General features: G+C 45.9%; 22 protein-coding genes. 20 read left to right on the forward strand and 2 right to left on the reverse strand.

Annotated features, from left to right (window positions below; all coding sequences use genetic code 11):
• Nucleotides 1-96 precede the first annotated feature (96 nt).
• The 5 genes from FKV70_RS10340 (at nucleotide 97) to pyk (ending at nucleotide 4,549) form a co-directional block, all read left to right on the forward strand.
• The gene (locus FKV70_RS10340) at nucleotides 97-594 is read left to right on the forward strand and encodes a phosphatidylglycerophosphatase A family protein (RefSeq protein ID WP_063213121.1); all 498 of its coding nucleotides are present in this window, start codon (nucleotides 97-99) and stop codon (nucleotides 592-594) included.
• A gap of 152 nt (nucleotides 595-746) precedes the next feature.
• The gene (locus FKV70_RS10345; RefSeq protein WP_007429680.1) at nucleotides 747-935 is read left to right on the forward strand and encodes a hypothetical protein; all 189 of its coding nucleotides are present in this window, start codon (nucleotides 747-749) and stop codon (nucleotides 933-935) included.
• A 180-nt stretch (nucleotides 936-1,115) separates the two neighbouring features.
• Entirely contained in the window at nucleotides 1,116-2,009 is an 894-nt protein-coding gene (accD, locus tag FKV70_RS10350) for an acetyl-CoA carboxylase, carboxyltransferase subunit beta (RefSeq protein ID WP_063213120.1), read from the forward strand.
• On the forward strand, nucleotides 2,010-2,993 hold the full coding sequence (locus FKV70_RS10355) for an acetyl-CoA carboxylase carboxyltransferase subunit alpha (RefSeq protein WP_142612787.1): 984 nt from the start codon (nucleotides 2,010-2,012) through the stop codon (nucleotides 2,991-2,993). It abuts the gene before it with no gap.
• Nucleotides 2,994-3,118: 125 nt separating this feature from the next.
• Nucleotides 3,119-4,549, forward strand: a complete 1,431-nt coding sequence (pyk, locus tag FKV70_RS10360) for a pyruvate kinase (RefSeq protein WP_063213118.1) — start codon at nucleotides 3,119-3,121, stop codon at nucleotides 4,547-4,549.
• A 96-nt stretch (nucleotides 4,550-4,645) separates the two neighbouring features.
• On the opposite strand, the gene FKV70_RS10365 is transcribed toward pyk, so the two are convergent.
• Entirely contained in the window at nucleotides 4,646-5,533 is an 888-nt protein-coding gene (locus FKV70_RS10365) for a LysR family transcriptional regulator (RefSeq protein ID WP_142612788.1), read from the reverse strand.
• A gap of 206 nt (nucleotides 5,534-5,739) precedes the next feature.
• Between FKV70_RS10365 and FKV70_RS10370 the strand changes: the two genes are divergently transcribed.
• The 7 genes from FKV70_RS10370 (at nucleotide 5,740) to FKV70_RS10400 (ending at nucleotide 11,925) form a co-directional block, all read left to right on the forward strand.
• On the forward strand, nucleotides 5,740-6,663 hold the full coding sequence (locus tag FKV70_RS10370; RefSeq protein ID WP_013370342.1) for a phosphate ABC transporter substrate-binding protein: 924 nt from the start codon (nucleotides 5,740-5,742) through the stop codon (nucleotides 6,661-6,663).
• A gap of 106 nt (nucleotides 6,664-6,769) precedes the next feature.
• Nucleotides 6,770-7,702, forward strand: a complete 933-nt coding sequence (gene pstC, locus FKV70_RS10375; RefSeq protein WP_142612789.1) for a phosphate ABC transporter permease subunit PstC — start codon at nucleotides 6,770-6,772, stop codon at nucleotides 7,700-7,702.
• Nucleotides 7,702-8,598 carry a phosphate ABC transporter permease PstA gene (gene pstA, locus FKV70_RS10380; protein ID WP_013309592.1) on the forward strand — a complete coding sequence of 299 codons (897 nt, stop codon included), beginning with the start codon at nucleotides 7,702-7,704 and terminating at the stop codon, nucleotides 8,596-8,598. The genes pstC and pstA overlap by 1 nt, the downstream gene beginning before the upstream one ends.
• Before the next feature lie 17 nt (nucleotides 8,599-8,615).
• Entirely contained in the window at nucleotides 8,616-9,458 is an 843-nt protein-coding gene (gene pstB / locus FKV70_RS10385; protein WP_063213115.1) for a phosphate ABC transporter ATP-binding protein PstB, read from the forward strand.
• A 208-nt stretch (nucleotides 9,459-9,666) separates the two neighbouring features.
• Nucleotides 9,667-10,875 carry a pectate lyase gene (pelA, locus tag FKV70_RS10390; protein ID WP_142612790.1) on the forward strand — a complete coding sequence of 403 codons (1,209 nt, stop codon included), beginning with the start codon at nucleotides 9,667-9,669 and terminating at the stop codon, nucleotides 10,873-10,875.
• A 136-nt stretch (nucleotides 10,876-11,011) separates the two neighbouring features.
• Nucleotides 11,012-11,530, forward strand: coding sequence for an acyl-CoA thioesterase (locus FKV70_RS10395; protein ID WP_063213113.1), 519 nt, complete (start codon nucleotides 11,012-11,014; stop codon nucleotides 11,528-11,530).
• Entirely contained in the window at nucleotides 11,527-11,925 is a 399-nt protein-coding gene (locus FKV70_RS10400; protein ID WP_081276763.1) for an FxsA family protein, read from the forward strand. Before FKV70_RS10395 ends, FKV70_RS10400 begins: the two co-directional genes overlap by 4 nt.
• A gap of 30 nt (nucleotides 11,926-11,955) precedes the next feature.
• Here FKV70_RS10400 and ytvI read toward each other — a convergent pair whose 3' ends face one another.
• Nucleotides 11,956-13,074, reverse strand: coding sequence for a sporulation integral membrane protein YtvI (ytvI, locus tag FKV70_RS10405; protein WP_142612791.1), 1,119 nt, complete (start codon nucleotides 13,072-13,074; stop codon nucleotides 11,956-11,958).
• A 344-nt stretch (nucleotides 13,075-13,418) separates the two neighbouring features.
• Here ytvI and citZ point away from each other — a divergent pair, with 344 nt between their 5' ends.
• The 8 genes from citZ (at nucleotide 13,419) to FKV70_RS10445 (ending at nucleotide 22,834) form a co-directional block, all read left to right on the forward strand.
• Nucleotides 13,419-14,531, forward strand: a complete 1,113-nt coding sequence (gene citZ / locus FKV70_RS10410) for a citrate synthase (RefSeq protein ID WP_142612792.1) — start codon at nucleotides 13,419-13,421, stop codon at nucleotides 14,529-14,531.
• Between the two features lie 147 nt (nucleotides 14,532-14,678).
• A complete protein-coding gene (icd, locus tag FKV70_RS10415) occupies nucleotides 14,679-15,974 on the forward strand; it encodes an NADP-dependent isocitrate dehydrogenase (protein WP_142612793.1) in 1,296 nt (431 codons plus the stop codon).
• 16 nt (nucleotides 15,975-15,990) lie between these two features.
• Nucleotides 15,991-16,932: a malate dehydrogenase gene (gene mdh, locus FKV70_RS10420; protein ID WP_064796223.1), complete on the forward strand. Its 942-nt coding sequence runs from the start codon at nucleotides 15,991-15,993 to the stop codon at nucleotides 16,930-16,932.
• Between the two features lie 336 nt (nucleotides 16,933-17,268).
• On the forward strand, nucleotides 17,269-17,685 hold the full coding sequence (locus tag FKV70_RS10425) for a hypothetical protein (protein WP_063213109.1): 417 nt from the start codon (nucleotides 17,269-17,271) through the stop codon (nucleotides 17,683-17,685).
• Between the two features lie 217 nt (nucleotides 17,686-17,902).
• Complete coding sequence (locus FKV70_RS10430; protein ID WP_063213168.1) at nucleotides 17,903-18,772, forward strand: SDR family oxidoreductase; 870 nt, start codon at nucleotides 17,903-17,905, stop codon at nucleotides 18,770-18,772.
• Between the two features lie 117 nt (nucleotides 18,773-18,889).
• On the forward strand, nucleotides 18,890-20,692 hold the full coding sequence (pnpS, locus tag FKV70_RS10435) for a two-component system histidine kinase PnpS (protein WP_064796222.1): 1,803 nt from the start codon (nucleotides 18,890-18,892) through the stop codon (nucleotides 20,690-20,692).
• A 128-nt stretch (nucleotides 20,693-20,820) separates the two neighbouring features.
• Nucleotides 20,821-21,552 (forward strand): response regulator transcription factor, encoded by a 732-nt coding sequence (locus FKV70_RS10440; protein ID WP_063213107.1) that lies wholly within the window; start codon nucleotides 20,821-20,823, stop codon nucleotides 21,550-21,552.
• Between the two features lie 157 nt (nucleotides 21,553-21,709).
• Nucleotides 21,710-22,834 (forward strand): methyl-accepting chemotaxis protein, encoded by a 1,125-nt coding sequence (locus FKV70_RS10445; RefSeq protein WP_142612794.1) that lies wholly within the window; start codon nucleotides 21,710-21,712, stop codon nucleotides 22,832-22,834.
• Nucleotides 22,835-22,935: the final 101 nt, after the last annotated feature.

A 22,935-nucleotide genomic window follows, 5' to 3' on the forward strand; every position in this document is an offset into this window, starting at 1 on the left:
GAAAACTGGCGGAACAGGGGATTCAACACGTACCCTGCACCTTAAGGTCCCGCACGGTGGAAGAATAGAACTGCATGGTGAAAGCGGGGGGATATGATGTCCTATGAATATGCAGAAGCCTTGTTAAATCGCAGAGGCATCCGTATCGAGTCCATTGCGGACATTGTTTATCAGCTTCAGCTAAAATATTATCCTCGTTTGACTATGGAAGAATGTGTAGACAGTGTCAAAGCGGTTTTGCAAAAGCGTGAGGTTCAATATACGTTGCTCACAGGTATTGCACTTGATGAACTAGCCGAGAAGAAACTTCTCCCCCAGCCCCTGCAAGCTATCATGGAGGCAGACGAACCGTTGTACGGAGTAGACGAGACGATGGCTCTTGGCATTACGAGTGTGTACGGCATGATCGGCTTAACCAGCTTTGGGTATTTAGACAAGGAAAAGATTGGGATTATAGAAAAGTTGAACCAAAAAGGCAGTGGCATTCATGTGTTTTTAGATGATCTTGTCGCTGGACTGGCTGCCGCAGCTTCTTCGCGTATTGCTCATCGGAGCCTTCATGCCAAGCATTATCCTGCGTCATTGGATGCTTAATTGACCTATGTAACAGAGTTGAAGATTGTCTAGGCCCTCCGACGGAACTTGAATGATCAGGAGGGCTTTTGTTGCGGGAAAAAAGTAAGGTATGTTATCATGAGTCTATTATATGGGCTCAAAACTTGAGGCTTAGGGGGTAGAAACAAGGCATGTGGACGGTGATATATATTGCACCGACGGCCAGACTGGCTGACATGATTAAGCTCAAACTGTCTGAAGAAGGTTTTATGGTGCAGACCCGGGCCATCAGTGCATCCAAGCAACAGTTTGAGATACTTGTGCCTTCGGGTGAAGTCGAAGAAATACAGGAAGTGCTTAATTCGATTTTGCGCCCTTGAGTCCGGAACGGCGGAAGTGATACAACAGCATGAATGGAACAAAGGATGCACGATCGGCGGTAATGTTGTATGAACAGGCGTTGACGTGTGTATGAACATAATGCTTAGAGGTGCCGCATCGACGGCAGAGGAGCTTGTATCGGTTACGGCTGACAAATAAACGGCTGGAGAGGTGTAGTTGTGTTTAAAGATTTATTCCAAAAGAAGCGTAAATACGCGACCATCCCTTCGGAACGGGCGCTGAGCGGCGATCAAGCGGACATGCCGGATCGTCCCAAACGGGAAATTCCCGAAGGTCTTATGACCAAATGTGGCAAGTGCGGAAGCATTCAATACAGCAAAGAGTTGGAGAAAAATTTAAAAGTGTGTCCGGTGTGCGGATACCATATGCGTTTGAATGCGATGGATCGCATTCGCATGGTGCTCGACGAAGACACGTTTACGGAATATGATGCCGATATGATTTCGGTGGACCCGCTGGATTTTCCGGGATATGCAAGTAAGTTGGAGCAACAGACCCTGAAATCTGGCCTGCGCGAGGCTGTCGTTACGGGCGACGGCCTTATTCATGGGATTCCTGTTGTCGTAGCGGTGATGAGCTTTGACTTTTTTACAGGCAGCATGGGCTCGGTCGTAGGAGAGAAAATTACTCGCGCCATCGAGCAGGCGATTGAGAAGCGCTTGCCGCTTATTATCTTCTCTACATCCGGTGGAGCACGTATGCAGGAGAGTATTTTGAGCCTGATGCAGATGGCCAAAACAAGTGCTGCTCTCGCTCGCTTGGACGAGCAGGGATTACTTTATATTTCTGTGATCACTGATCCGACTACAGGTGGAGTCTCCGCCAGCTTTGCTATGCTTGGAGATATTATTATCGCAGAGCCAGGTGCTGTGTTCGGTTTTGCAGGGCGTATTGTAATTGAGCAGACCATCAGACAGAAGCTGCCGGATGATTTCCAAACTTCCGAATTTAATTTGCAGCACGGACAATTGGATATGGTTGTACACCGCAAGGAGCTGCGTGATACCCTTGGGCAATTGCTTGATCTGCACAGTGTGAAAGGGGAGGAATAAATGGCTGGCGAATTGCCTTATGAAAAGCCCCTGGTCGAGATGCGACAGAAGATCGAAGAACTCAAGCAATTCGGACAGGATAAGCAAATTGATTTTACAGATGAAATTAACCGCCTGGAAGAACGTTATCTCCAGATGGAAGAAGAGATATATACGAACATTACAGCATCGCAAAAGATGCATCTGGCCCGCCATCATCAAAGGCCAACATCCCTTGATTTGATCGAACAGGTGTTTACGGACTTTATTGAATTGCATGGCGACCGCTTGTTCGGTGACGATCTGGCGGTTGTAGGCGGGATTGCCAAGCTAAATGGTATTCCGGTGACCGTCATTGGCCAGCAGCGTGGTAAGGATACGAAAGATAATATTGCTCGTTTTTTTGGTAGTGCACATCCGGAAGGATTCCGTAAAGGCTTGCGTCTGATGCAGCAGGCTGAAAAATTTAAACGTCCTATTATTACATTTATTGATACGAAGGGCGCTTATCCGGGTAATACAGCAGAGGAGAGAGGTCAATCGGAAGCGATTGCCCGCAATTTGCGGGAGATGGCAAAGCTTTCGGTGCCTGTTATTTGTGTGGTCATCGGCGAGGGTGGAAGCGGCGGTGCGCTTGCATTTGCAGTGGGTAACCGTGTGCTGATGCTGGAACATGCCATTTATTCGGCCATTTCTCCAAACGGCGCAGCTTCAATTCTATGGAAAGATGCTTCCAAGGCGGATCAGGCGGCTGAAGCCATGAAAATCACCGCTAATGATCTCCTGCGCATGGAGATTATCGAGGATATTGTGCCAGAGCCGAAAGGGGGCGCACATCGTAACTATGAAGTGACTGCTGCCGCAATCAAGGAGTTACTGGAACGTCATTTGGCAGACCTGGCGAATATGAGCTGCGATGAATTGAGAGAAGACAGATATCAAAAATTCCGGAAAATAGGCCAATACACCTTATTAAAGCCCTCGGAATCTGAGCCTATGTTGTAATACGCTGGAAACGGGTAACAATAAATATGACGAACTTCCTATACAAATAGGAAAAAGTGTAGTAGATTTAATTGTTGGAAAAAGATATAAAGAGTAGCACCTTTGAAAACGGAGGAAAAACCCAAATGCGCAAAACTAAGATTGTATGTACCATCGGTCCTTCCAGTGAATCATTGGAAAATGTGAAGAAACTGATTATGGCTGGTATGAACGTAGCCCGCCTGAATTTCTCTCACGGTGATTTCGAGGAGCATGGCAACCGGATTAAAAACATCCGTCAAGCTTGTAAGGAGCTTAACAAAAATGTTGCTATTTTGCTCGATACGAAGGGGCCGGAAATCCGGACAGGAAAGCTCGAAGTTGAACCTATCGAGCTTGTTCAGGACGAGTTCATTACGCTGACAACGGAAGAAATTCTCGGTACGAAAGATCGTATCTCCATTACGTACAAGGATCTTCCCTCGGACGTGGAGCCCGGCTCCACCATTCTGATCGACGATGGTCTGATCGGACTCACCGTTATTGAAGTATCAGGCACTGAAATCAAATGCCGCATTGTCAATGGCGGAACGATCAAAAGCAAGAAGGGCGTTAACGTTCCAGGCGTTGCTATCTCATTGCCTGGTATTACGGAGAAAGATGCGAATGATATCATTTTTGGTATTGAGCAGGACATTGATTTCATCGCAGCTTCTTTTGTTCGTAAAGCAAGTGATGTACTGGAAATCCGTGAATTGTTGGCGAAGCACAATGCAAGTCACATTCAAATCATTTCCAAAATTGAAAATCAGCAAGGTGTTGACAACCTGGATGAGATTTTGGAGGCTTCCGATGGCCTGATGGTTGCCCGTGGTGACCTCGGTGTGGAAATTCCTGCTGAAGAAGTGCCTCTGGCGCAAAAATTGATGATTAACAAATGTAATGTAGCTGGCAAACCTGTTATTACGGCAACACAAATGCTGGATTCCATGCAACGTAACCCGCGTCCGACTCGTGCGGAAGCAAGTGACGTAGCCAATGCTATTTTCGACGGCACAGATGCAATTATGCTGTCTGGCGAAACTGCTGCGGGTAAATACCCGGTAGAATCTGTATTGACGATGTCCCGTATTGCAGAAAAAGCTGAATCTTCTCTGAACTACCGTGATTTGTTCAAAAAACAAAGAACGGCTCAAGAGATTAGTATTACAGAAGCAATCAGCCAATCCGTTTCTATTTCGGCACTTGATCTGCATGCCAAAGCAATCCTGACATCCACTCAAAGCGGTACAACGGCGCGTATGATTTCTAAATACCGTCCGGAAGCTCCGATTATCGCTGTGACAACACAGGAAAGAACTGTTCGCCGCTTGGCTCTAATCTGGGGCGTACATGCAGTGCAAGGCAGACCAATCGTTGATACAACAGACAGTCTGTTTGACAATGCGCTGGAAGGCGGTCGCAAATCTGGCCTCGTTAAAGAGGGCGATTTGGTTGTAATCACAGCAGGCGTACCTCTTGGTGATTCCGGTTCCACGAACCTGATCAAAATCAGTTGCGTTCCAGCACAAGCGTAATTGTAGTCCCCCCGAAGTAATACAGGGTCGGTATCTACTCGTTGCAATAAGTAAAAGAGCATTCAGGTCTTATAAGACTTGGATGCTCTTTTTTTGTTAGCTAATTCTCATTTCTCCTCGCCGTATAAAATCAAGGAATGCCTGTTGCATTTTGCTCATGTGCATATCTTGTGAGTACACCATGTTTATTTGATAGTGGCTCTTATTGCTGTCAGCTTCGGGATAAGGAAGCCATTCCACTGAGAGGGCAGTATGATCCTCGCTACGAATTCCGCAGGCAGGAAAGAAGGCAAGCGCTTCTCCGCCACCGACCACTTGCTTTACTACTTCCCAAGAATTGATTTCCAGATGGGAACTAACTAGCGAGGAATAGGAATCTACCACAGATGCTCCGCTATATTTTACCCACATGTGCTTGTCCAGCGTATCGGTCCCATTGATATCCAGCGACTTGGATGTCTTTGCTGATGCCGCTCGGATAATCCCCACCTGATCTGAAGCCACTGGTTCTGCGACCGTGTTCTCCAGGAGAGATTCTCGATCATCGAGAAAAGCAAAATCAATGTCTCCCTCTTTCAGTAGCTGCTTGATTACATCCGGAGATTGGATCTCTAGCTGAATACGACATTTTGGATACTGCTGAGCAAATTCAGCCACGATGGCCGGGAGAAGATACATGCCCGAAATCGACTCTGCACCCAAATGTAGTTGACCCTGTGATTGTTCTGTCAGCTCATCTACAGCTTGTCTGGCGTCTTGCTCTAGAGAGAGAATCTGCTTTGCGTATGGGAGCATTTTTTTACCAGCCTCGGTCAGCATAATTCTACCTTGTTGAAGAGAGAACAAAGTTGCACCCATTTCCTTTTCCAGACTTTTCATATGAAAGCTGACGGTGGGCTGTTTGATCTGCAAAGTTTCAGCTACTTCCGTCGCTTTATGAAACTTGTCGATCAGCACTAAGATGCGCAATTTTAATATATTCATAGAATTGAACAGCTCTCCTTATTTGATATTCATGCGTGAATTTACACTATAGATTAATTATATACCGAAAAATAATTTATCTATCAATATTTTATATTTGTTTTACAAAACCAAGTCGTTCGTCTAACATTCCAAGCCTACAATGTAAAAGTGTTGATGGTCATAAATAAAAAACCGTCACTTAAATAAGGGGAGGACAATAAAAAATGTTGAAAAAATGGCCGTTCATTCTGATGACTCTCACCATGGTATTTGCACTTGCAGCTTGCGGATCAGGTAACAATGCTGCACCACAAGGAGATGCTGCTGCAGGAACAGACAATAAAGCAGCTGCTGAACTGACAGGTAACATTCTGGCTGTTGGCTCCACTGCGCTTCAACCATTGGTAGAGCAAGCGGGACAAAAATTTATGGCTGTCGATAAATATAAAGGCATTGCAGTTCAAGTGCAGGGCGGCGGTAGCGGTACTGGCTTGACTCAGGTTTCCGGCGGACAAGCGGATATCGGTAACTCTGACGTGTTTGCAAAAGAAAAACTGGAGAGCGGCGCAGAAGAACTGGTCGATCACCAAGTAGCTGTTGTAGCTATGTCAGCGGTAGCGAATCCTAAAGTAGGCGTTACAGACCTGAAGAAAGATCAACTGGTCCAAATCTTTACAGGTAAAATTACGAACTGGAAAGAAGTTGGCGGTGCAGATCAAAAGATCGTAATTGTGAACCGTCCAAGCAGCTCCGGTACTCGTGCTACCTTTGAAAAATACGCACTGGGACAAAAAACAGAAGATCTGCCAGGCTCCATTCAAGAAGATTCCTCTGGTACTGTGAAAAAGCTGATTGCTGAAACACCTGGTGCGATTGGTTACCTGGCTTTGTCCTACATCGACAACACAGTTACTGCTTTGAAATACGACGGTGTGGAAGCTAACGTTGAAAATGTAGAACAAGGCAAATATCCAGTGTGGGCATATGAGCATATGTACACCAAGGGTGAGCCAAAAGAGCATGTAAAAGCATTTCTGGACTACATTCTGTCTGATGAAATCCAAAAAACAGACGTTGTAGATTTGGGATACATTCCAGTATCAGGTATGCAAGTGAAACGTGATGCTGACGGCAATATCACGAAATAAGGAGAGGTTAGCTCCTGTTCGGATGAACACAGCTAACGCGAGTATATTCACGAAGAAGAGGCGGACTAGCGTCCGGCCTCTATTCTTCGGTTAAAGGAGTTACAGTATGGAACCAATTGAAGGGAAGGCATACATGGAACAGAATAAACGATCCCGAGTTATGAAAGAAAGACATTACTGGGAAGAATGGACCGGCCGCATCTATACGTCGGTTTGTGTCGTTTTTTTAGTTGCAGTCATTGTCTCCATTGTATATTTTGTTGCCTCCAAAGGTGTAGCTACATTTGCGGTGAATGGAGTCAGTCTGCAAGAATTTTTCTTTGGTACCAAATGGAGCCCGGATGGCGAGCCCAATTCCTTCGGCGCGCTGCCGTTCATTACAGGTTCTTTTGCCGTAACCATATTAGCGGCCTTAATTGCCAGTCCGCTTAGCTTGTGCGCAGCTTTATTTATGACGGAAATCGTGCCGAAATCGGGTAAACGGATCCTTCAGCCTGCCATTGAATTATTATCCGGCATTCCATCGGTTGTTTATGGCTTTGTCGGTCTGACTGTAATCGTTCCGTTGCTGCGAAACGTGTTCGGGGGACAAGGCATCGGCATTCTCGCAGGTTGCCTGGTGCTGTCGGTTATGATTTTGCCGACGATTACGAGTATTATGGCAGATGCGTTGTCTTCCTTGCCAGGGGGTCTGCGTGAATCCTCTTATGCGTTGGGGGCTACCCGCTGGCAGACGATTGCCCGTGTTATTATTCCGACGCTGCTACCTGCTCTTTTAACAGGAGTTATTCTCGGTATGGCTCGTGCCTTCGGAGAAGCGTTGGCTGTACAGATGGTTATTGGGAATGCACCGCACATACCGCATTCCTTGCTGGAATCCGCTTCGACCTTGACCAGCGTCATTACACTTAGCATGGGCAATACAGCGATGGGCTCCATTCATAACAATGCACTCTGGAGCATGGCGCTTGTCCTTTTGCTTATGACATTTATTTTCGTACTGCTAGTAAGGCTGCTTGAAAGGAGAAACCGGGTTTGATAAAAGCTAAAACGACCGATAAGATCGCTACATTTGTAATCTGTTTCTTCGCCTTGTTCATTGTTGCACTTTTGGTAGGATTACTGGGCTTCATTTTGGCCCGCGGAGTCAGTCATATTTCTTTTGACTTTCTAACCAGTGCTCCCCAAACGTTACGCGCAGGTGGCGGGATTGGCCCGCAATTATTTAATTCTGTATTTTTGCTAATTTTAACTTTGATTATCACCATTCCAATCGGCTGGGGCGCTGGTATTTACATGGCGCAATATGCAAAGCCGGGGAAAATTACGGACTTCATCCGACTTGTCGTCGAGGTATTGTCCTCGTTCCCGTCGATTGTGATTGGATTGTTTGGACTATTACTTATCGTCAATACGTTTGATTTTGGTTTTTCCCTTTTGTCTGGGGCTCTGGCTTTGGCCGTATTCAATCTGCCGCTGATGGTTCGCACAACGGAGCAGGCTTTCCGTGCAGTGCCAAAAGAGCAAAAGGAAGCGGGACTTGCGCTTGGGTTGTCCAAATGGAAAATCATCACCTCCATTTTGTTGCCAGCTGCGCTGCCGAGCTTGATTACGGGGACCATCTTGGCCGCAGGCCGCATTTTCGGGGAAGCCGCCGCGTTGCTGTTTACAGCAGGGATGAGTACGCCGCCGCTTGATTTTACCGATTGGAATCCATTGCATGCCAGATCACCTATTAATCCGATGCGGCCTGCTGAAACATTGGCTGTTCATATTTGGAAGGTCAACAGTGAAGGTATTGCTCCTGACTCCAAGGATATCGCCGCAGGCGCTTCCGCAGTGTTGGTACTGCTCGTACTGGTCTTTAACCTGAGTGCAAGATGGTTCGGAAGAGTCGTCTATCGCCGTCTGACAGCAGCCAAACGTATGGACTAGAGAGGGGATGGAGAATAATGGAACATGTGATTACACGAACGGCAAAAACCGCCTCACCAGCAACATCCGTTCAGTCTACGCATTCAAAACAACTTGCGGAACAGCATCCGCACCCGTTTAGTACCGAGGATTTGAGTATTTATTACGGAAGCTTTGAGGCTGTGAAAAAAGTAAACTTAGCCTTTCCAGAGCAGACCGTGACCGCCTTGATTGGGCCCTCCGGCTGCGGTAAATCGACCTTTTTGCGTTCCCTTAACCGAATGAATGATGAAATTGCATCTTCATCAACAACCGGACATATTTGGATGGATGGACAGGATTTGACTGCGCCGGAGACAGACGTGATCAAGCTGCGTCAGCAAATTGGCATGGTATGGCAGCGGCCGAATCCTTTTTACAAATCGATTTATAATAACATTGCCTTTGGCCCCAAATATCGCGGAGTGCGCAAAAAGAAGCAGCTTGATGAAATCGTCGAAAGCAGCCTGCGCAAGGCGGCATTATGGGATGAGGTCAAGGATCGTCTTCACGATTCTGCTCTCGCTCTGTCTGGTGGGCAACAGCAACGGCTTTGTATTGCACGTGCCCTTTCCGTAGAGCCGAAAATTCTATTGCTTGACGAACCGGCTTCCGCGCTGGACCCTGTGTCTACAGGCAAGGTGGAAGAGCTTATTACCGAATTGAAAAAAGAGCTGCGAATTGTGATTGTAACGCACAATATGCAGCAGGCTGCACGGATTTCCGATTATACTGCTTATTTTTATGTCGGAAGCTTGGTTGAACATGGGAAAACGAACGATATATTCACAAATCCTGAAAACGAGCTGACTCAAGAGTACATCATGGGTCGCTTTGGATAAGCCGCACAGTTTGACGATTTGTTATAAATATGAAGCAGGATAAAACATCTTACTAAGCTAGTATTAGTAAGATGTTTTTTTATTAGTTTAATAAACTCTTATATTTGTATATAATAAAATATATTGATTATTTGGCTATATTTTCATATAATACATGTGTTTAATAGTTCTTGAATCACCACAATCCAATTAAAAGGAGAGACTTGGAATGAGGTTTAACGTTAAAAAAACTGTCAAATGGATCGCCTTTTCTGGCATGGCTATTACCTTAACATCGGGACTTATTAACCCTTCATGGGCAGCAGCAGAGCAGGATATGACTGATGCGGGCACTAGTGTTACCCAAGCCGTATATAACGATGCAAACGTTTACAAAAATGCTATTGTTCCAATGGCCACTGTGAATGTGAGTAGTTTGCTGGACAAGTATCGTGATTTTAGTAAATTTTCCACTGGGAATACATCCAAGGACACTACGCTTGCCTTGAATATTGTATCGTGGCAATTGCCGCATGGCGGATTTTTCAAAGCGATGGAAAAGAATTATAAATCCAAATGGGTTGGCAAGGCAGCGCGCTCTACATGGAAGAGCAAGGATGGTGTTGAACTTGGAACGTTTGATAACGAGGCCACGACAACTGAGATTCGCTTTTTAGCGGATGTATACAAAAAAACTAAAAATAAAGACATTAAGAATAGTGTTCAAAAGGCAATTGACTTCGTACTAACCTCTCAATATTCCTCGGGTGCTTGGCCACAGGTATACCCTAAACGCGGTAATTATTCTGATGCTGCAACCTACAACGATGATGCAATGGTTAGAGTGATGGTACTGGCAGATGACATTGTGAATAAAAGGCAGCCGTTTGATAGCGATATTCTTGATAATACATATCGCTCCAGACTCCAGCAGGCTCTGAATAAAGGTGTACAATATACACTTAAAGCTCAAATTGTAAACAATGGCACGCCAACGATTTGGGGAGCACAGCATGATCCGTTTACTTATGAATCTGTACCTGCGCGAGCATTCGAGCTTGCTTCCAAAACAACTACGGAATCGGTAGGTATTACGGCCTTCTTGATGTCTCAACCGCAGACAGCTGAGGTGAAAAAAGCAGCTCAGAGTGCCTTGAAATGGTTTGACACGAATCGGATCGACGGTATGAAATACAATCGTCAAGGTCCGGAGTTTTTCCAAAAGGATGCATCAAGCGTGATGTGGTATCGTTTCTACAATGTGGAGGACAATAAGTATTTCTTCTCGGACCGAGATGGCAAAAAGTATACGGACATTATGAAAATAAGTGAAGAAAGACGACTTGGTTATGCTTGGGCGGGAAGTCAGGCGAAGAGCTTGCTGAAACTGGCTTCGGAAAGTGGATATTACAAACTGTCCAAGCCGTTGCCGCAATAATAAAGTCATCATATTAATGTTATGTGAGGGTGGAACCGATTGGGTTCGGCCCTCTTTTTGTTCCCAGGCGGTAAATATGGTTTAATGGAGAGAGGGCAAAATAGAGATAAAGATGCACAAAGATAGGAGAGCTTGTATGACTCAAGAGGAGAAACAAACGCAATTACGATGGTATGGAGCGCCTCTACGTGTCCGTTATCAGGAAAGCGACCAGATGGGGGTCGTGTATCATGCGAATTACTTAAACTGGTTTGAGATCGGGCGTACGGAAATGATCCGACAGGCGGGTTTTAACTATCGGAGTATGGAAGATCGAGGCGTTATGCTGCCAGTTATTGAAATCAATGCGAAATATGCGAGTCCTGCTCGATATGATGATTTAATTACGGTTTATACTGCTATCACGGACTTCTCCAGACTACGTTTGAACTACACCTATGAGGTTCGACGGGTAACGGATGAGGAGCACCAAAGGAATGTGGGAAAGGTATGGACAGAGGGTGATACACTACCAGGAGAACTGCTGGTCACGGGAACGACACGACACGTGTGGCTGAACACCGACTGGAAGCCCGTTCGGCTCGATCAGGCACTGCCTGAGCTGTACACTGCGTTAAGGTCTGCTTTTACAGGCGGGGAGGGACAGGAGCCGTGATGATGCGTAAACGTCTGTGGCTGTTGCTGCTGCTCATTCCGTTGGCGGAGCTGTACGGGTTTATATGGGTAAGTCACTGGATCGGAGCGGGCAAGACCATTCTGCTCATTATTCTGACGACGTTGATTGGCGCTGCCATGATGCAATTTGAAGGGCGCAAGGTGATTGCCGATGCCAAAAATGAAATGAACCGGGGGCAAATGCCTGGCCGTAAAATGCTGGATGGATTATGTGTGTTTTTCGGCGGGAGTTTGCTGCTTATCCCCGGATTTTTAACAGATATTATTGGCTTTACATTGGTGTTTCCTTTGACACGAGTATTGTACCGTCGTTTCTTATTGAAATGGCTGGAGAAGAAAATGAAAAACGGCAGTATTACGTTTCGACGCTTTTAACTGCCGCCGCCGCTATCCCCAATCTCTGACCTAACGGACTCTTCCGGCAAGAATATAGTTGCGCAAGTCCTGAATGACATTCGCGCGATTCAGTGCATCAAGAACGATGAGTGATACAGGTCCAATAATGAGTCCTAAAACGCCAAACAGCTTGAGCCCGATGAACATCCCGATGAGGGTGGGAAGCGGGTTCAATCCCACGCTGCTGGCCAGCACCTTAGGCTCCACGATCTGCCGTCCAATCAATAGGATGGCGTATAGGATTGACAATCCAACCCCTAGTGCCAAATTACCTGACATATATGCATACAGTGTCCACGGAATCATCACAATGCCAACCCCTAAATAAGGTAACAAGTCCACCAGCCCGATCATCAAACCGATGGTAAAGGCTGATTCCACACGCAAAATGAACAACCCAATGATGACCGTTAATGCCGTTATGGAAATGACAATAAACTGGGCACGCAAATAGCCGTATAATGCTTTACGCAGATCGTGCCAAATATCTGACAACGGTTTGCGGATCGTATCAGGAACCGTATTCGAAAGTAATCGACTATGTCGGTCCCAATCCTTACTGATAAAAAAGGCCGCTAATACAATAACCATTAGCACCGCTCCCATATTAGGCAGAGAGGTTAGCAGATTCAAAACCCCATTAAAAAATTGACCGACTAGTGTAGTAACAGCCGAACTGACGGTTTGAGTCGTTTTATCAATATTGCTGTTAATGGTGTGTTGGTAATCTGGATTATCCCGAATAAAATGGTTGATTTCAATAATTATATTTTGGATCAAATCACTTTGAGTCCAATCTATGAACAGGCTTTTGAAACGCTCGATATGCCCGTCAAAAGTCATGGCCAGCTTAATCACTTCTCGAACTATGCGGGTGATTGCAGCAGACAGGATGATCGCGATTCCGCCTAAATATACAAATAATGAGACCGTGACAGCCGCCCAACGTGGCATCCGAGCCTTGTTGCGCAAAAAAACGACCAGTGGATTCATAGCATAGGCCACAAGCCAGGCGAATAGAAAAGGATAAACGAGAGGGAATAGCACATATATGCCCAGCAACAGAGCTACAATCACGATTACGACCCATAGAGCACGAAATATGCGATTCAGGATTAATCGGCTCAAGCTCCCACGCCTCCTTTCTTTTCGATGGTATCCCTTAAGATCTGTGCTCTACTATACTTATGCGGGAAGAGGGTAAGACAAGACCTGTGTAAAAAAGTGCAAATGAGCTCATATATTTTGTAAGGGGTTTCAAAAATTTCTTTATTGATGCGATAAAACATTTGAATGTGTTGGAATAGCCCTCAATGTTCACATAAACGACAAAATCCAGTATAGTGAAAGAAGGTTTAAATATTGACATATGGCGTTAACATTACTCAGCTATTTAAAAGGCATATCTTACTTTTGAAAATGTTTACATTGCAAGTCCGTTCACAATGTTTTTACAAAGGAGAGATGTAACGATGACAGCGACTAAAGGTCTGGAAGGGATCGTAGCGACCACTTCCTCCATAAGCTCTATCGTAGATGGCGTTCTCACGTACCGGGGTTATAACATTGATGATTTGGCTGTTAACGCCGATTTTGAAGAGGTAGCTTATTTGTTGTGGTTTGGGAAGTTACCTGACCAAGAGCAATTGCAGGAGCTTCGCAGCCAGTTAAGCGAATATGCTGCTATTCCGGATGAAATTATTACTCAGTTAAAGTTATACCCGAAAGAATTGAGCACGATGGCTGCCTTGAGATCAGCTGTATCGTCTCTAGCTTTGTATGACCCAGAGGCGGATGATATGTCAAGGGAGTCCAATGTGACAAAAACCGTCAAGCTTCAGGCGCAATTGCCCACAATTGTGGCAGCCATAGCACGTATACGTGAAGGCTTGGAACCAATTGCGCCTAAAAAAAATGTTTCCATTGCTGAAAACTTTCTGTATCAGCTGACTGGCAAGGATCCGGAGGAGACGGCTATTAAAGCGTTCAATCAAGCTCTCGTGCTGCATGCCGATCATGAATTGAATGCTTCGACCTTTGCTGCGCGTGTAACGGTAGCCACTTTATCAGATATTTATTCTGGGATCACATCTGCCATCGGGGCTTTAAAAGGACCGTTGCATGGTGGAGCCAATGAGGCTGTTGCCAAAACGCTGGAGGAGATTGGCGGTTTGGATCAGGTGGACTCTTATATTCAGGCCAAACTGGATAACCGCGAAAAAATCATGGGTTTCGGACATCGTGTTTATAAAAACGGTGATCCACGTGCCAAGCATTTGCACAAAATGTCTCGTGAGCTGGGAGAAATGAATGGCGACACTACGTTGTTTGATATGTCAGTTCGAATTGAAAGTATTGTAACAGGGCAAAAAGGCTTGAAACCGAATGTGGATTTTTATTCTGCTTCCGTGTATACCCAGCTGGGTGTTAAGAGAGATCTGTTTACTCCTATCTTTGCTATGAGCCGTGTATCGGGGTGGACTGCACACATTTTGGAGCAGTATGAAAATAACCGTTTGATTCGTCCGCGTGCCGAATACACAGGTCCAATAGATCAAAAATATGTGTCACCAGAGCTGCGCTAACCTTTGGAGGAAGATTGAGGTTGTATACCCTGAATTTAAAAAATAAGGTACAATAGAAGGGTCGGCGAGAGATGTACGTTTTTGTCTGTGATAAAGATCATGTCTTTCGCCCTGTACCCATTCATATCTGAGGAGGAAAAGGAACTTATGGCGAAATTTGAAAAGTTTGAGCTCCCAACTGAAGGCGAAAAAATTACGATTGATAACGGTCAACTGCAGGTTCCGAACCATCCGGTCATTCCGTTTATCGAAGGTGACGGCACAGGTCGCGATATCTGGAAAGCTTCCAAGCGCGTACTGGACGCGGCTGTAGAAAAAGCATATAACGGCACGAAAAAAATTGCCTGGTATGAAGTATTCGCTGGTGAGAAAGCTTTCAATACATACGGCGAGTGGCTCCCTAACGATACGTTGGAAGCCATCCGTGAGTATATTGTAGCCATTAAAGGTCCACTTACGACACCTATTGGCGGTGGTATCCGTTCATTGAATGTGGCATTGCGCCAGGAACTGGATTTATACGTGTGCCTGCGTCCTGTTCGTTACTTTAACGGTGTCCCATCTCCAGTAAAACGCCCTGAGCTGGTAGATATGGTCATTTTCCGTGAGAACACAGAAGATATCTATGCAGGGATCGAATATGCCGAAGGGTCCGAAGAGGTGAAAAAGGTGATTCAGTTCCTTCAGCAAGAGCTGGGCGTGAATAAAATCCGTTTCCCTGAAACTTCAGGAATTGGGATTAAGCCAGTCTCTTCCGAGGGTTCAAAGCGTCTGGTACGGGCAGCTATTCAGTATGCTGTTGACCACGGACGCAAGAGTGTAACGCTTGTACACAAAGGTAACATTATGAAATTTACCGAGGGTGCCTTCAAAAACTGGGGTTATGAAGTAGCCGAGCAGGAGTTTGCAGATAAAGTATTTACTTGGGCCCAGTACGATGTCATTAAGGAAAAAGAGGGTGAGGATGCGGCAAATGCAGCTCAAAAAGCAGCTGAAGATGCAGGCAAAATCATCATCAAGGATGCGATTGCTGATATTGCACTTCAGCAGGTGCTGACTCGTCCTTCTGAATTTGATGTCATTGCAACGCTGAACCTGAACGGGGATTATCTGTCCGATGCTCTTGCTGCTCAAGTTGGTGGAATTGGGATCGCGCCAGGTGCGAACATTAACTATGTAACCGGGCATGCTATCTTTGAAGCTACACATGGTACAGCTCCAAAATATGCCGACAAAGACGTGGTGAACCCTGGTTCCGTAATTCTGTCCGGCGTCATGCTGCTTGAACACTTGGGTTGGAAAGAAGCAGCTGACCTGATTTACAAAGGACTGGAGACGTCCATTAATAAAAAGATCGTAACTTATGACTTTGCCCGTCTGATGGATGGCGCTACACAGGTGAAATGCTCCGAGTTTGCGGACACCATTATTAGTAACCTGTAAGGAAGGGGAATACTACTTGACCATTCAACGCAAAAAAATATCCATTGTTGGCGCCGGTTTTACCGGTGCCACTACCGCATTGCTGCTGGCTCAAAAGGAGTTAGGTGATATCGTACTCATCGATATTCCGCAACTAGAGAATCCGACTAAAGGCAAAGCGCTTGACATTTTGGAAGCTGGTCCAGTGCAAGGGTTTGACACCCAAATCATGGGCACTTCTAATTATGAGGATGCAGCCAATTCGGATATCGTCATTATTACAGCCGGGATCGCGCGCAAGCCGGGGATGAGCCGTGATGATTTGGTCAACACGAACGCAGGAATTGTAAAATCCGTATGTGAGAATGTGAAGAAGTATGCGCCCGATTCAATCGTCATTATTCTGAGTAATCCGGTCGATGCTATGACCTATACTGCATACCAAACGCTTGATTTCCCGAAAAATCGGGTTATTGGTCAATCCGGTGTGCTGGATACGGCTCGCTACTGTACCTTTATTGCACAGGAACTGAATGTTTCGGTTGAAGACGTGCGCGGCTTCGTTATGGGAGGTCACGGTGATGATATGGTACCGCTCGTACGCTATTCCAGCGTAGGAGGCATACCTATTGAAAACCTGATTTCTCGAGAGCGTATTGAAGCGATTGTACAACGTACACGGGTAGGTGGCGGAGAGATCGTTAACCTACTGGGCAATGGCAGCGCATATTATGCTCCGGCAGCCTCGCTTGCGCAAATGACAGAAGCGATTGTAAAAGATAAAAAACGGATTATTCCAGTCATTGCTTATCTGGAAGGAGAGTATGGCTATCAGGACCTGTTCCTCGGCGTACCTACACTTCTTGGCGGTAATGGCATCGAAAAAGTGTTTGAGCTGGAATTAACAGCCGAGGAAAAAGCGGCGCTCGATCAATCCGCTGAAGCGGTTCGCAATGTGACCAAAATAGTCAACGTATAGATACGATTTTCTACTAATACGGTACTTTTACTTGAAGAGGTGTCCTCAAGCCATCACTATGGCTTGAGGACACCTCTTTTATTTACAGCGATGGTAGCAACGTTCTGTTCGCGAAGCCTCTCCCCAACACCACCCAAGTTGAAACATTCACGTCGTTTTCCTTTGCTTTGCCCCAATTCCCCGGTATAATAGAGTTCATATGCATTACTAGTTACATAGAAAAGCATGTCCCAAAACCTTGCAAAGATGCTAGTCATTCATTGGAATATGATCGTTCTATGGAAAAACGTTTTTGTATGAAAATGTAAGAAGACAAAGAATAGGAGGTTGTAAAAAATGTTCTTTATTCACATTATTGGGTCACTGGCGATGGGCTTTTATTTATTGCTTCCCTTCGTCGTAGGCAAAATCGACAAATTGGCTCCAAGCGCGCAGGAAGGGACGATATCAGCTGTGCAGCTATTGAACCGTTTGGCTCAATTTGCACTGATTCTTGTGCTTGTTAGCGGCGTCTATATGATCTTTGCTTGGGATTCTTATTCGGTAGCATGGATCGTTGTCGTGTTGGTGTTGTTTCTTGCCATTTCCGGTATCGCTGGGGCTATGGGTAAGCCATTACGGTTGTCACTGGAAGCGGTTCGCAACCAACAGCCGATTACGCAATACGCTGGGAAAATGCGGATGTTCAGTACGCTGCTGGCTGTCTTCATGATTTTAATTACGATTTTAATGGTATACAGCCATATTATTTAACGAACCACTTGAGTTAGCTGCAAATGAAATAATGGTAAACGCTAGGTTTGAATAAAGCGGTCTGTGCAGAAAAAGCACAGGCCGCTTTTTTGTATGCTCACATAGCTGGATTTTCCTTTTTTTCGTTTAACGGATAAGTTTGTGTGGTAAATCAGGAGTAGAGTGGATGCAAATGTTGCATCCTAAAAAATATCTGATTTTGAAGGGAGAATATATAATGGCTAAAAGCAACCAACCTCAGCAAACCTTACCCCCACAGCATCAGGAACAGCAACCGGGAATTGAGTCCAAAATGACACCTGCACCGCAATTTGAAAAACCAACTTACAAAGCGGCCGGCAAGCTCACTGGCAAAGTTGCTCTGATTACTGGTGGAGACAGTGGAATTGGACGGGCTGTAGCTGTCACATATGCCAAAGAAGGTGCGGATGTAGCCATCGTCTACTTGAATGAGCATAAGGATGCGGAAGAAACCAAACGTCAAGTCGAACAGGAAGGACGCAAATGCGTGTTGATTCCTGGTGATATCGGTGATGACCAATTTGCCAAAAAAGCGGTGCAACAGACGGTGAATGAATTGGGCAAGCTCGACATTCTCGTGAACAATGCAGCCGAGCAGCATCCACAGCAAAAGCTGGAGGATATCACGAAAGAACAGTTGGAGCGCACGTTCCGTACGAATATCTTCGGGATGTTTTTCCTGACACAAGCGGCATTGCCGCATTTGAAGAAAGGTAGTGCGATCGTCAATACAACGTCGATTACCGCGTACGCGGGGAATAAGACACTCATTGATTATTCCTCCACCAAAGGGGCAATCACATCATTCACACGCTCCCTTTCGCTCAATTTGGCGGAACAAGGGATTCGGGTGAACGCTGTTGCCCCAGGGCCGATCTGGACGCCGTTAATCCCATCCACATTTGATGCCAAGACGGTTAGCGAATTTGGAGGAACACAGCCTATGAAGCGCCCGGGTCAGCCGGAGGAATTGGCGCCAGCTTATGTATACCTTGCTTCAGACGATTCGTCTTATGTAAGCGGGCAGGTTATTCATATCAATGGCGGTGAAGTTGTAAACGGATAAGAGGCTGGAAAAGGTTGGGGCAGTATTACGCTCCAGCCTTTTTTCTTTTCACAGTGGAACATAATGCAGGTAGCCTGTAGAATGAACTTAACTTACATATAAGGATGGGCTTATTTTATGAAATCATTTCGTTTCAGGCTTACCCTGATCATGCTGATTTTGATTGGCGTATCTGTCCTGGCTGCCGGAATCACGATGGGACAAATTTTTAAAAATTCGAATATGAAGGTGCTAGAGGAGAACATGGGCCGAGAGATCGACCTGCTGCGCGCTACCTTCCCGTTTGTGAATGCTGATGCCCTATCCAGTACGGATTATGTCTCCTATTATTCTCAGAAGGCGAAGGAAATTGCCCGTTTGACCGATTCGCGAGTGACCTTCATTCGTAAGGACGGTACGGTGGTAGGGGATTCGTTAAGCGATCCACGCAAGATGGAAAACCATGCATCACGTGAAGAAATACGGCAAGCTGCGTCGGAGGGAATCGGTCGGACGATACGTTACAGCGAAACGTTGCAACGAAACATGCTATACGTCGCTGAGCCTGTCGTATCGGACAAGGGCTTTGACGGATATATCCGTTTGTCCATGAGTCTGAAAGCGGTGGAGGAAGGAATGCAGCGAGGCTGGACGGCGATCGGGATTGGTCTTGTGTTGCTCTTTATCGCGGCTGGTCTGGTGAGCTATCGTATTGCTCGCAGCCTTACCTCGCCCATTGAACATATCACAGGGGTAGCCAACCGTATTTCAGGTTTGGATTATGACGCAAGGGTCGGTATACAGCGTCGGGATGAGGTAGGGCAACTTGGTGAAGCCATTAATCGCATGGCCGACAGTCTCCAAAACCAAATGAAAACGATACGCGACAATGAGGATCTCCTTCAGAGTGTCATGAGTAATATGACAGGCGGGATTCTGATGATTGATGCTCGTGAGTGTATTGCGCTCGTAAACCGTGAGTCTGAACGAATGCTCGGCGTTGTAGGCAAGCGGGTGACGGACAAGCCGTACCATGAGCTGAAAAAGCACTATGAGCTCACAAAGCTAATTGAGGGCAGTATACAAAGCCGAGAAAGACTGCATGGTGAGGTGCATTTGTACAATCCTGAGGAACGACTCGTGTTGCTGGATGGTGTCCCTATGTATGAGGATGAAGGGGGATACCGGGGGATGTTGTTCCTTTTGCAGGATATTACAGCGATTCGGCGGCTGGAAAATATGCGAAGCGAATTTGTGGCAAACGTTTCTCATGAGTTAAAAACACCGATTGCCGCAGTCAAGGGTTTTGCCGAGACCTTGCTTGGTGGCGGGGTTAAAGATGAGGAAACAGCCCGTTCCTTTTTACAAATTATATATGATGAAAGCGAACGACTGAATCGACTGATCGGCGATATTTTGGAGCTTTCCAAAATCGAGTCCAAGCGGTCCCCGCTGGATTGCTCTCCGATTCATATCTCGTCTTTCATAGAATCGCTGCTGGAAAAACTGAACAATGTAGCTGCCAAAAAAAGAATTACCCTGCACATGGATATCCCGGATGAACTGTTTATGGAGGCAGATGAAGATAAGCTTCAGCAGATTTTCCTGAACCTTTTGTCGAATGGCATTAACTATACTCTTGATGGCGGTAAAGTAAAGATCAAAGTTATAACGTTGCAGCGGGACAATGAGACGGAAAAGGTCGTATTTACAGTCAGTGATACGGGCATTGGAATACCGAAGAAGGATTTGCCACGTATCTTTGAGCGCTTTTACCGGGTGGACAAAGGACGCTCTCGCAACTCGGGCGGAACGGGGTTGGGATTATCGATCGTCAAGCACTTGGTCGATTTGCATCATGGGACACTCTCAGTGGAAAGCGAGCTTGGTCTAGGCACTACATTTACAGTTGAATTACCGTTATTGCAACAGGAAGAATGAACTATAACATTTTTTACATTGTGTTAACAATGCCGTGATAAAATAAACGGGTATCGCATGAGTATGGAAAAGATTTGAGGATTTTGACCAATGCGCCTTTAACAGGTAAACAGGAGATGAAGTTATTAATGGGACAACGTTTGCTGGTTATTGAGGATGAACCCACGCTTGCCAGATTGCTATCTTACAATTTAATACAAGAAGGTTTCGAAGTGGATACCGAGGATCATGGCACTGCTGGATTTGAAAGAGCCTCCAGAGAATCCTACGATTTGATCCTGCTGGATCTGATGCTGCCGGGAATGAACGGACTGGACATTCTGAGCAGACTTCGCCATCAGGGTCTGACGACACCTATCATTATTCTAACCGCTAAAAACGGAGAGGCTGAGGTTGTCCAAGGCTTGAAGTCAGGTGCTGATGACTACATTACCAAACCTTTTGGCGTTTCTGAGCTGCTGGCCCGCGTAACGGCTGTGCTGCGAAGAACATCCGGAGGGGATGAGGGAGTGTTGACTGAACAGAAGGATGGCTCCAAAATCCAACTGGGCGAGCTGGAAATCTACCCTGAGAAATATGAAGTTATTCTTGGAGGTCAATCCATTAGCTTAAGACCGAAGGAATTTGAGGTATTACTTTATTTGTCCCGCAAGCCGGGTGTGGTCCTGACTCGGGATGATCTCATGAATGCCGTGTGGGGCTTTGACTACATTGGCGGTCAACGAACTGTGGATGTACACGTCAGTTCCTTACGCAAAAAACTGGAGCTTGATCCCGATTCAGTTCATATTGATTCGATCCGCGGAGTGGGATACAAGCTGGTTGTAAATAAAAAAAGAAGCGCTTCTCATTTGTTATAAATGAGGAGCGTTTTTCTTTTTCCCAGCAGTATCAGCGACTTTTATGTCCATTTTGTGATTTTACATTCTGTTAACGAAAATAACCGTTAAAATCAACAAATGACCGATATGATGTTCCCGTCACTTCAAGTAGTAAAAAAAAGGGGACTGCAGAACGATGATAACGGAACCAAAGACCCAGATGAGTTCCACTGCCGTGATTGAACGTGAAGCGTTCAAACCGATTACCACCTATGTGCCATATCGGGAGGTGCCGATCATTGGCACGGATATGTCTTGCAAAGAGCTGCTAGCGCTCATGAAAGCACAGGAAGATATCCCCTGTGTCATCGTCGTGGATAAAAATGATTTTCCTTTGGGCATTATCATGAGAGATGCATATAACCGTCATTTTACAGGCAGGTTTGCGGCGGCGTTGTTTTATGACAGACCGGCTTCCCTATTTGCCGATCCCAATACATTAATTGTGGATCTGAAAAGTCCGGCGGCGGAAATTGTGGAACAGGCGATGATGCGTGAAGATCAGCGTTTTTATGATTGTTTATTGATTAAGGAAGGGACAAGATTACTCGGTGTACTCACCATCCGGGATATCCTATCTGTTGTTCAGCGTATGCAAAGAGAAGCAGACGAAGACCGAACCGATGTAATTCGGCATAGCTATGACGGAGTTCAGCGCATTCGGACGACAGTTCTGGATGCAGCGAAAGAGGCTGATGACAGTATGCAGCTAACCCGCTCAATGAGTGAATTATCCCGCCGTGGTAAAGGGGAGCTGGAGGATGTTCTGCTTTCTTATCATGCAGTGACGGAACAAATGAAGCGCCAGCATGAGCAGATGACGGCGCTAACCCAATCGCTGAATGATATAGCGGGGATGGCTTCATCCATTCGTGCACTGGCGGATCACAGTGGACTGCTGGCGATCAACGCCTCCATTGAAGCGGCCCATGCTGGCGAACACGGGCGTAGTTTTCAGATTGTGTCTCAAGAAGTTCGAAATATGTCACTCCAGACGAAAGCTTTTTCTGTACAGATTACAAGCTTACTCACTCATATCGAGCAAATGCTGCGTGACACCGCTGAACTGACAGATACGAGTTTGCAGCAGATTCACATAGGCTCTAAATATATATCTGCTGGAACTCAAACATTTGCCAAGTTATTACAGGCAGTTGGCGAAATAGAGGCTAAGAACAGCGAAATGTCTCGTTCTGCAGCAGAAGCAGCCTTGAATGCAGCCGGAATTGCACAGGAGCTTGAGCTTATGCTGAGTTCTTGATCATTTTACATACCGTTTACAAATCCACCACACTGAATTTACACACAGCTTATATAATCTTCATATTGTGCAAATCAGGTGCAATGCTTGAGGACCATAAC

The organism is Paenibacillus ottowii, from assembly GCF_006874425.1.
In the GTDB taxonomy this organism is placed as follows: Bacteria; Bacillota; Bacilli; order Paenibacillales; family Paenibacillaceae; genus Paenibacillus; species Paenibacillus ottowii.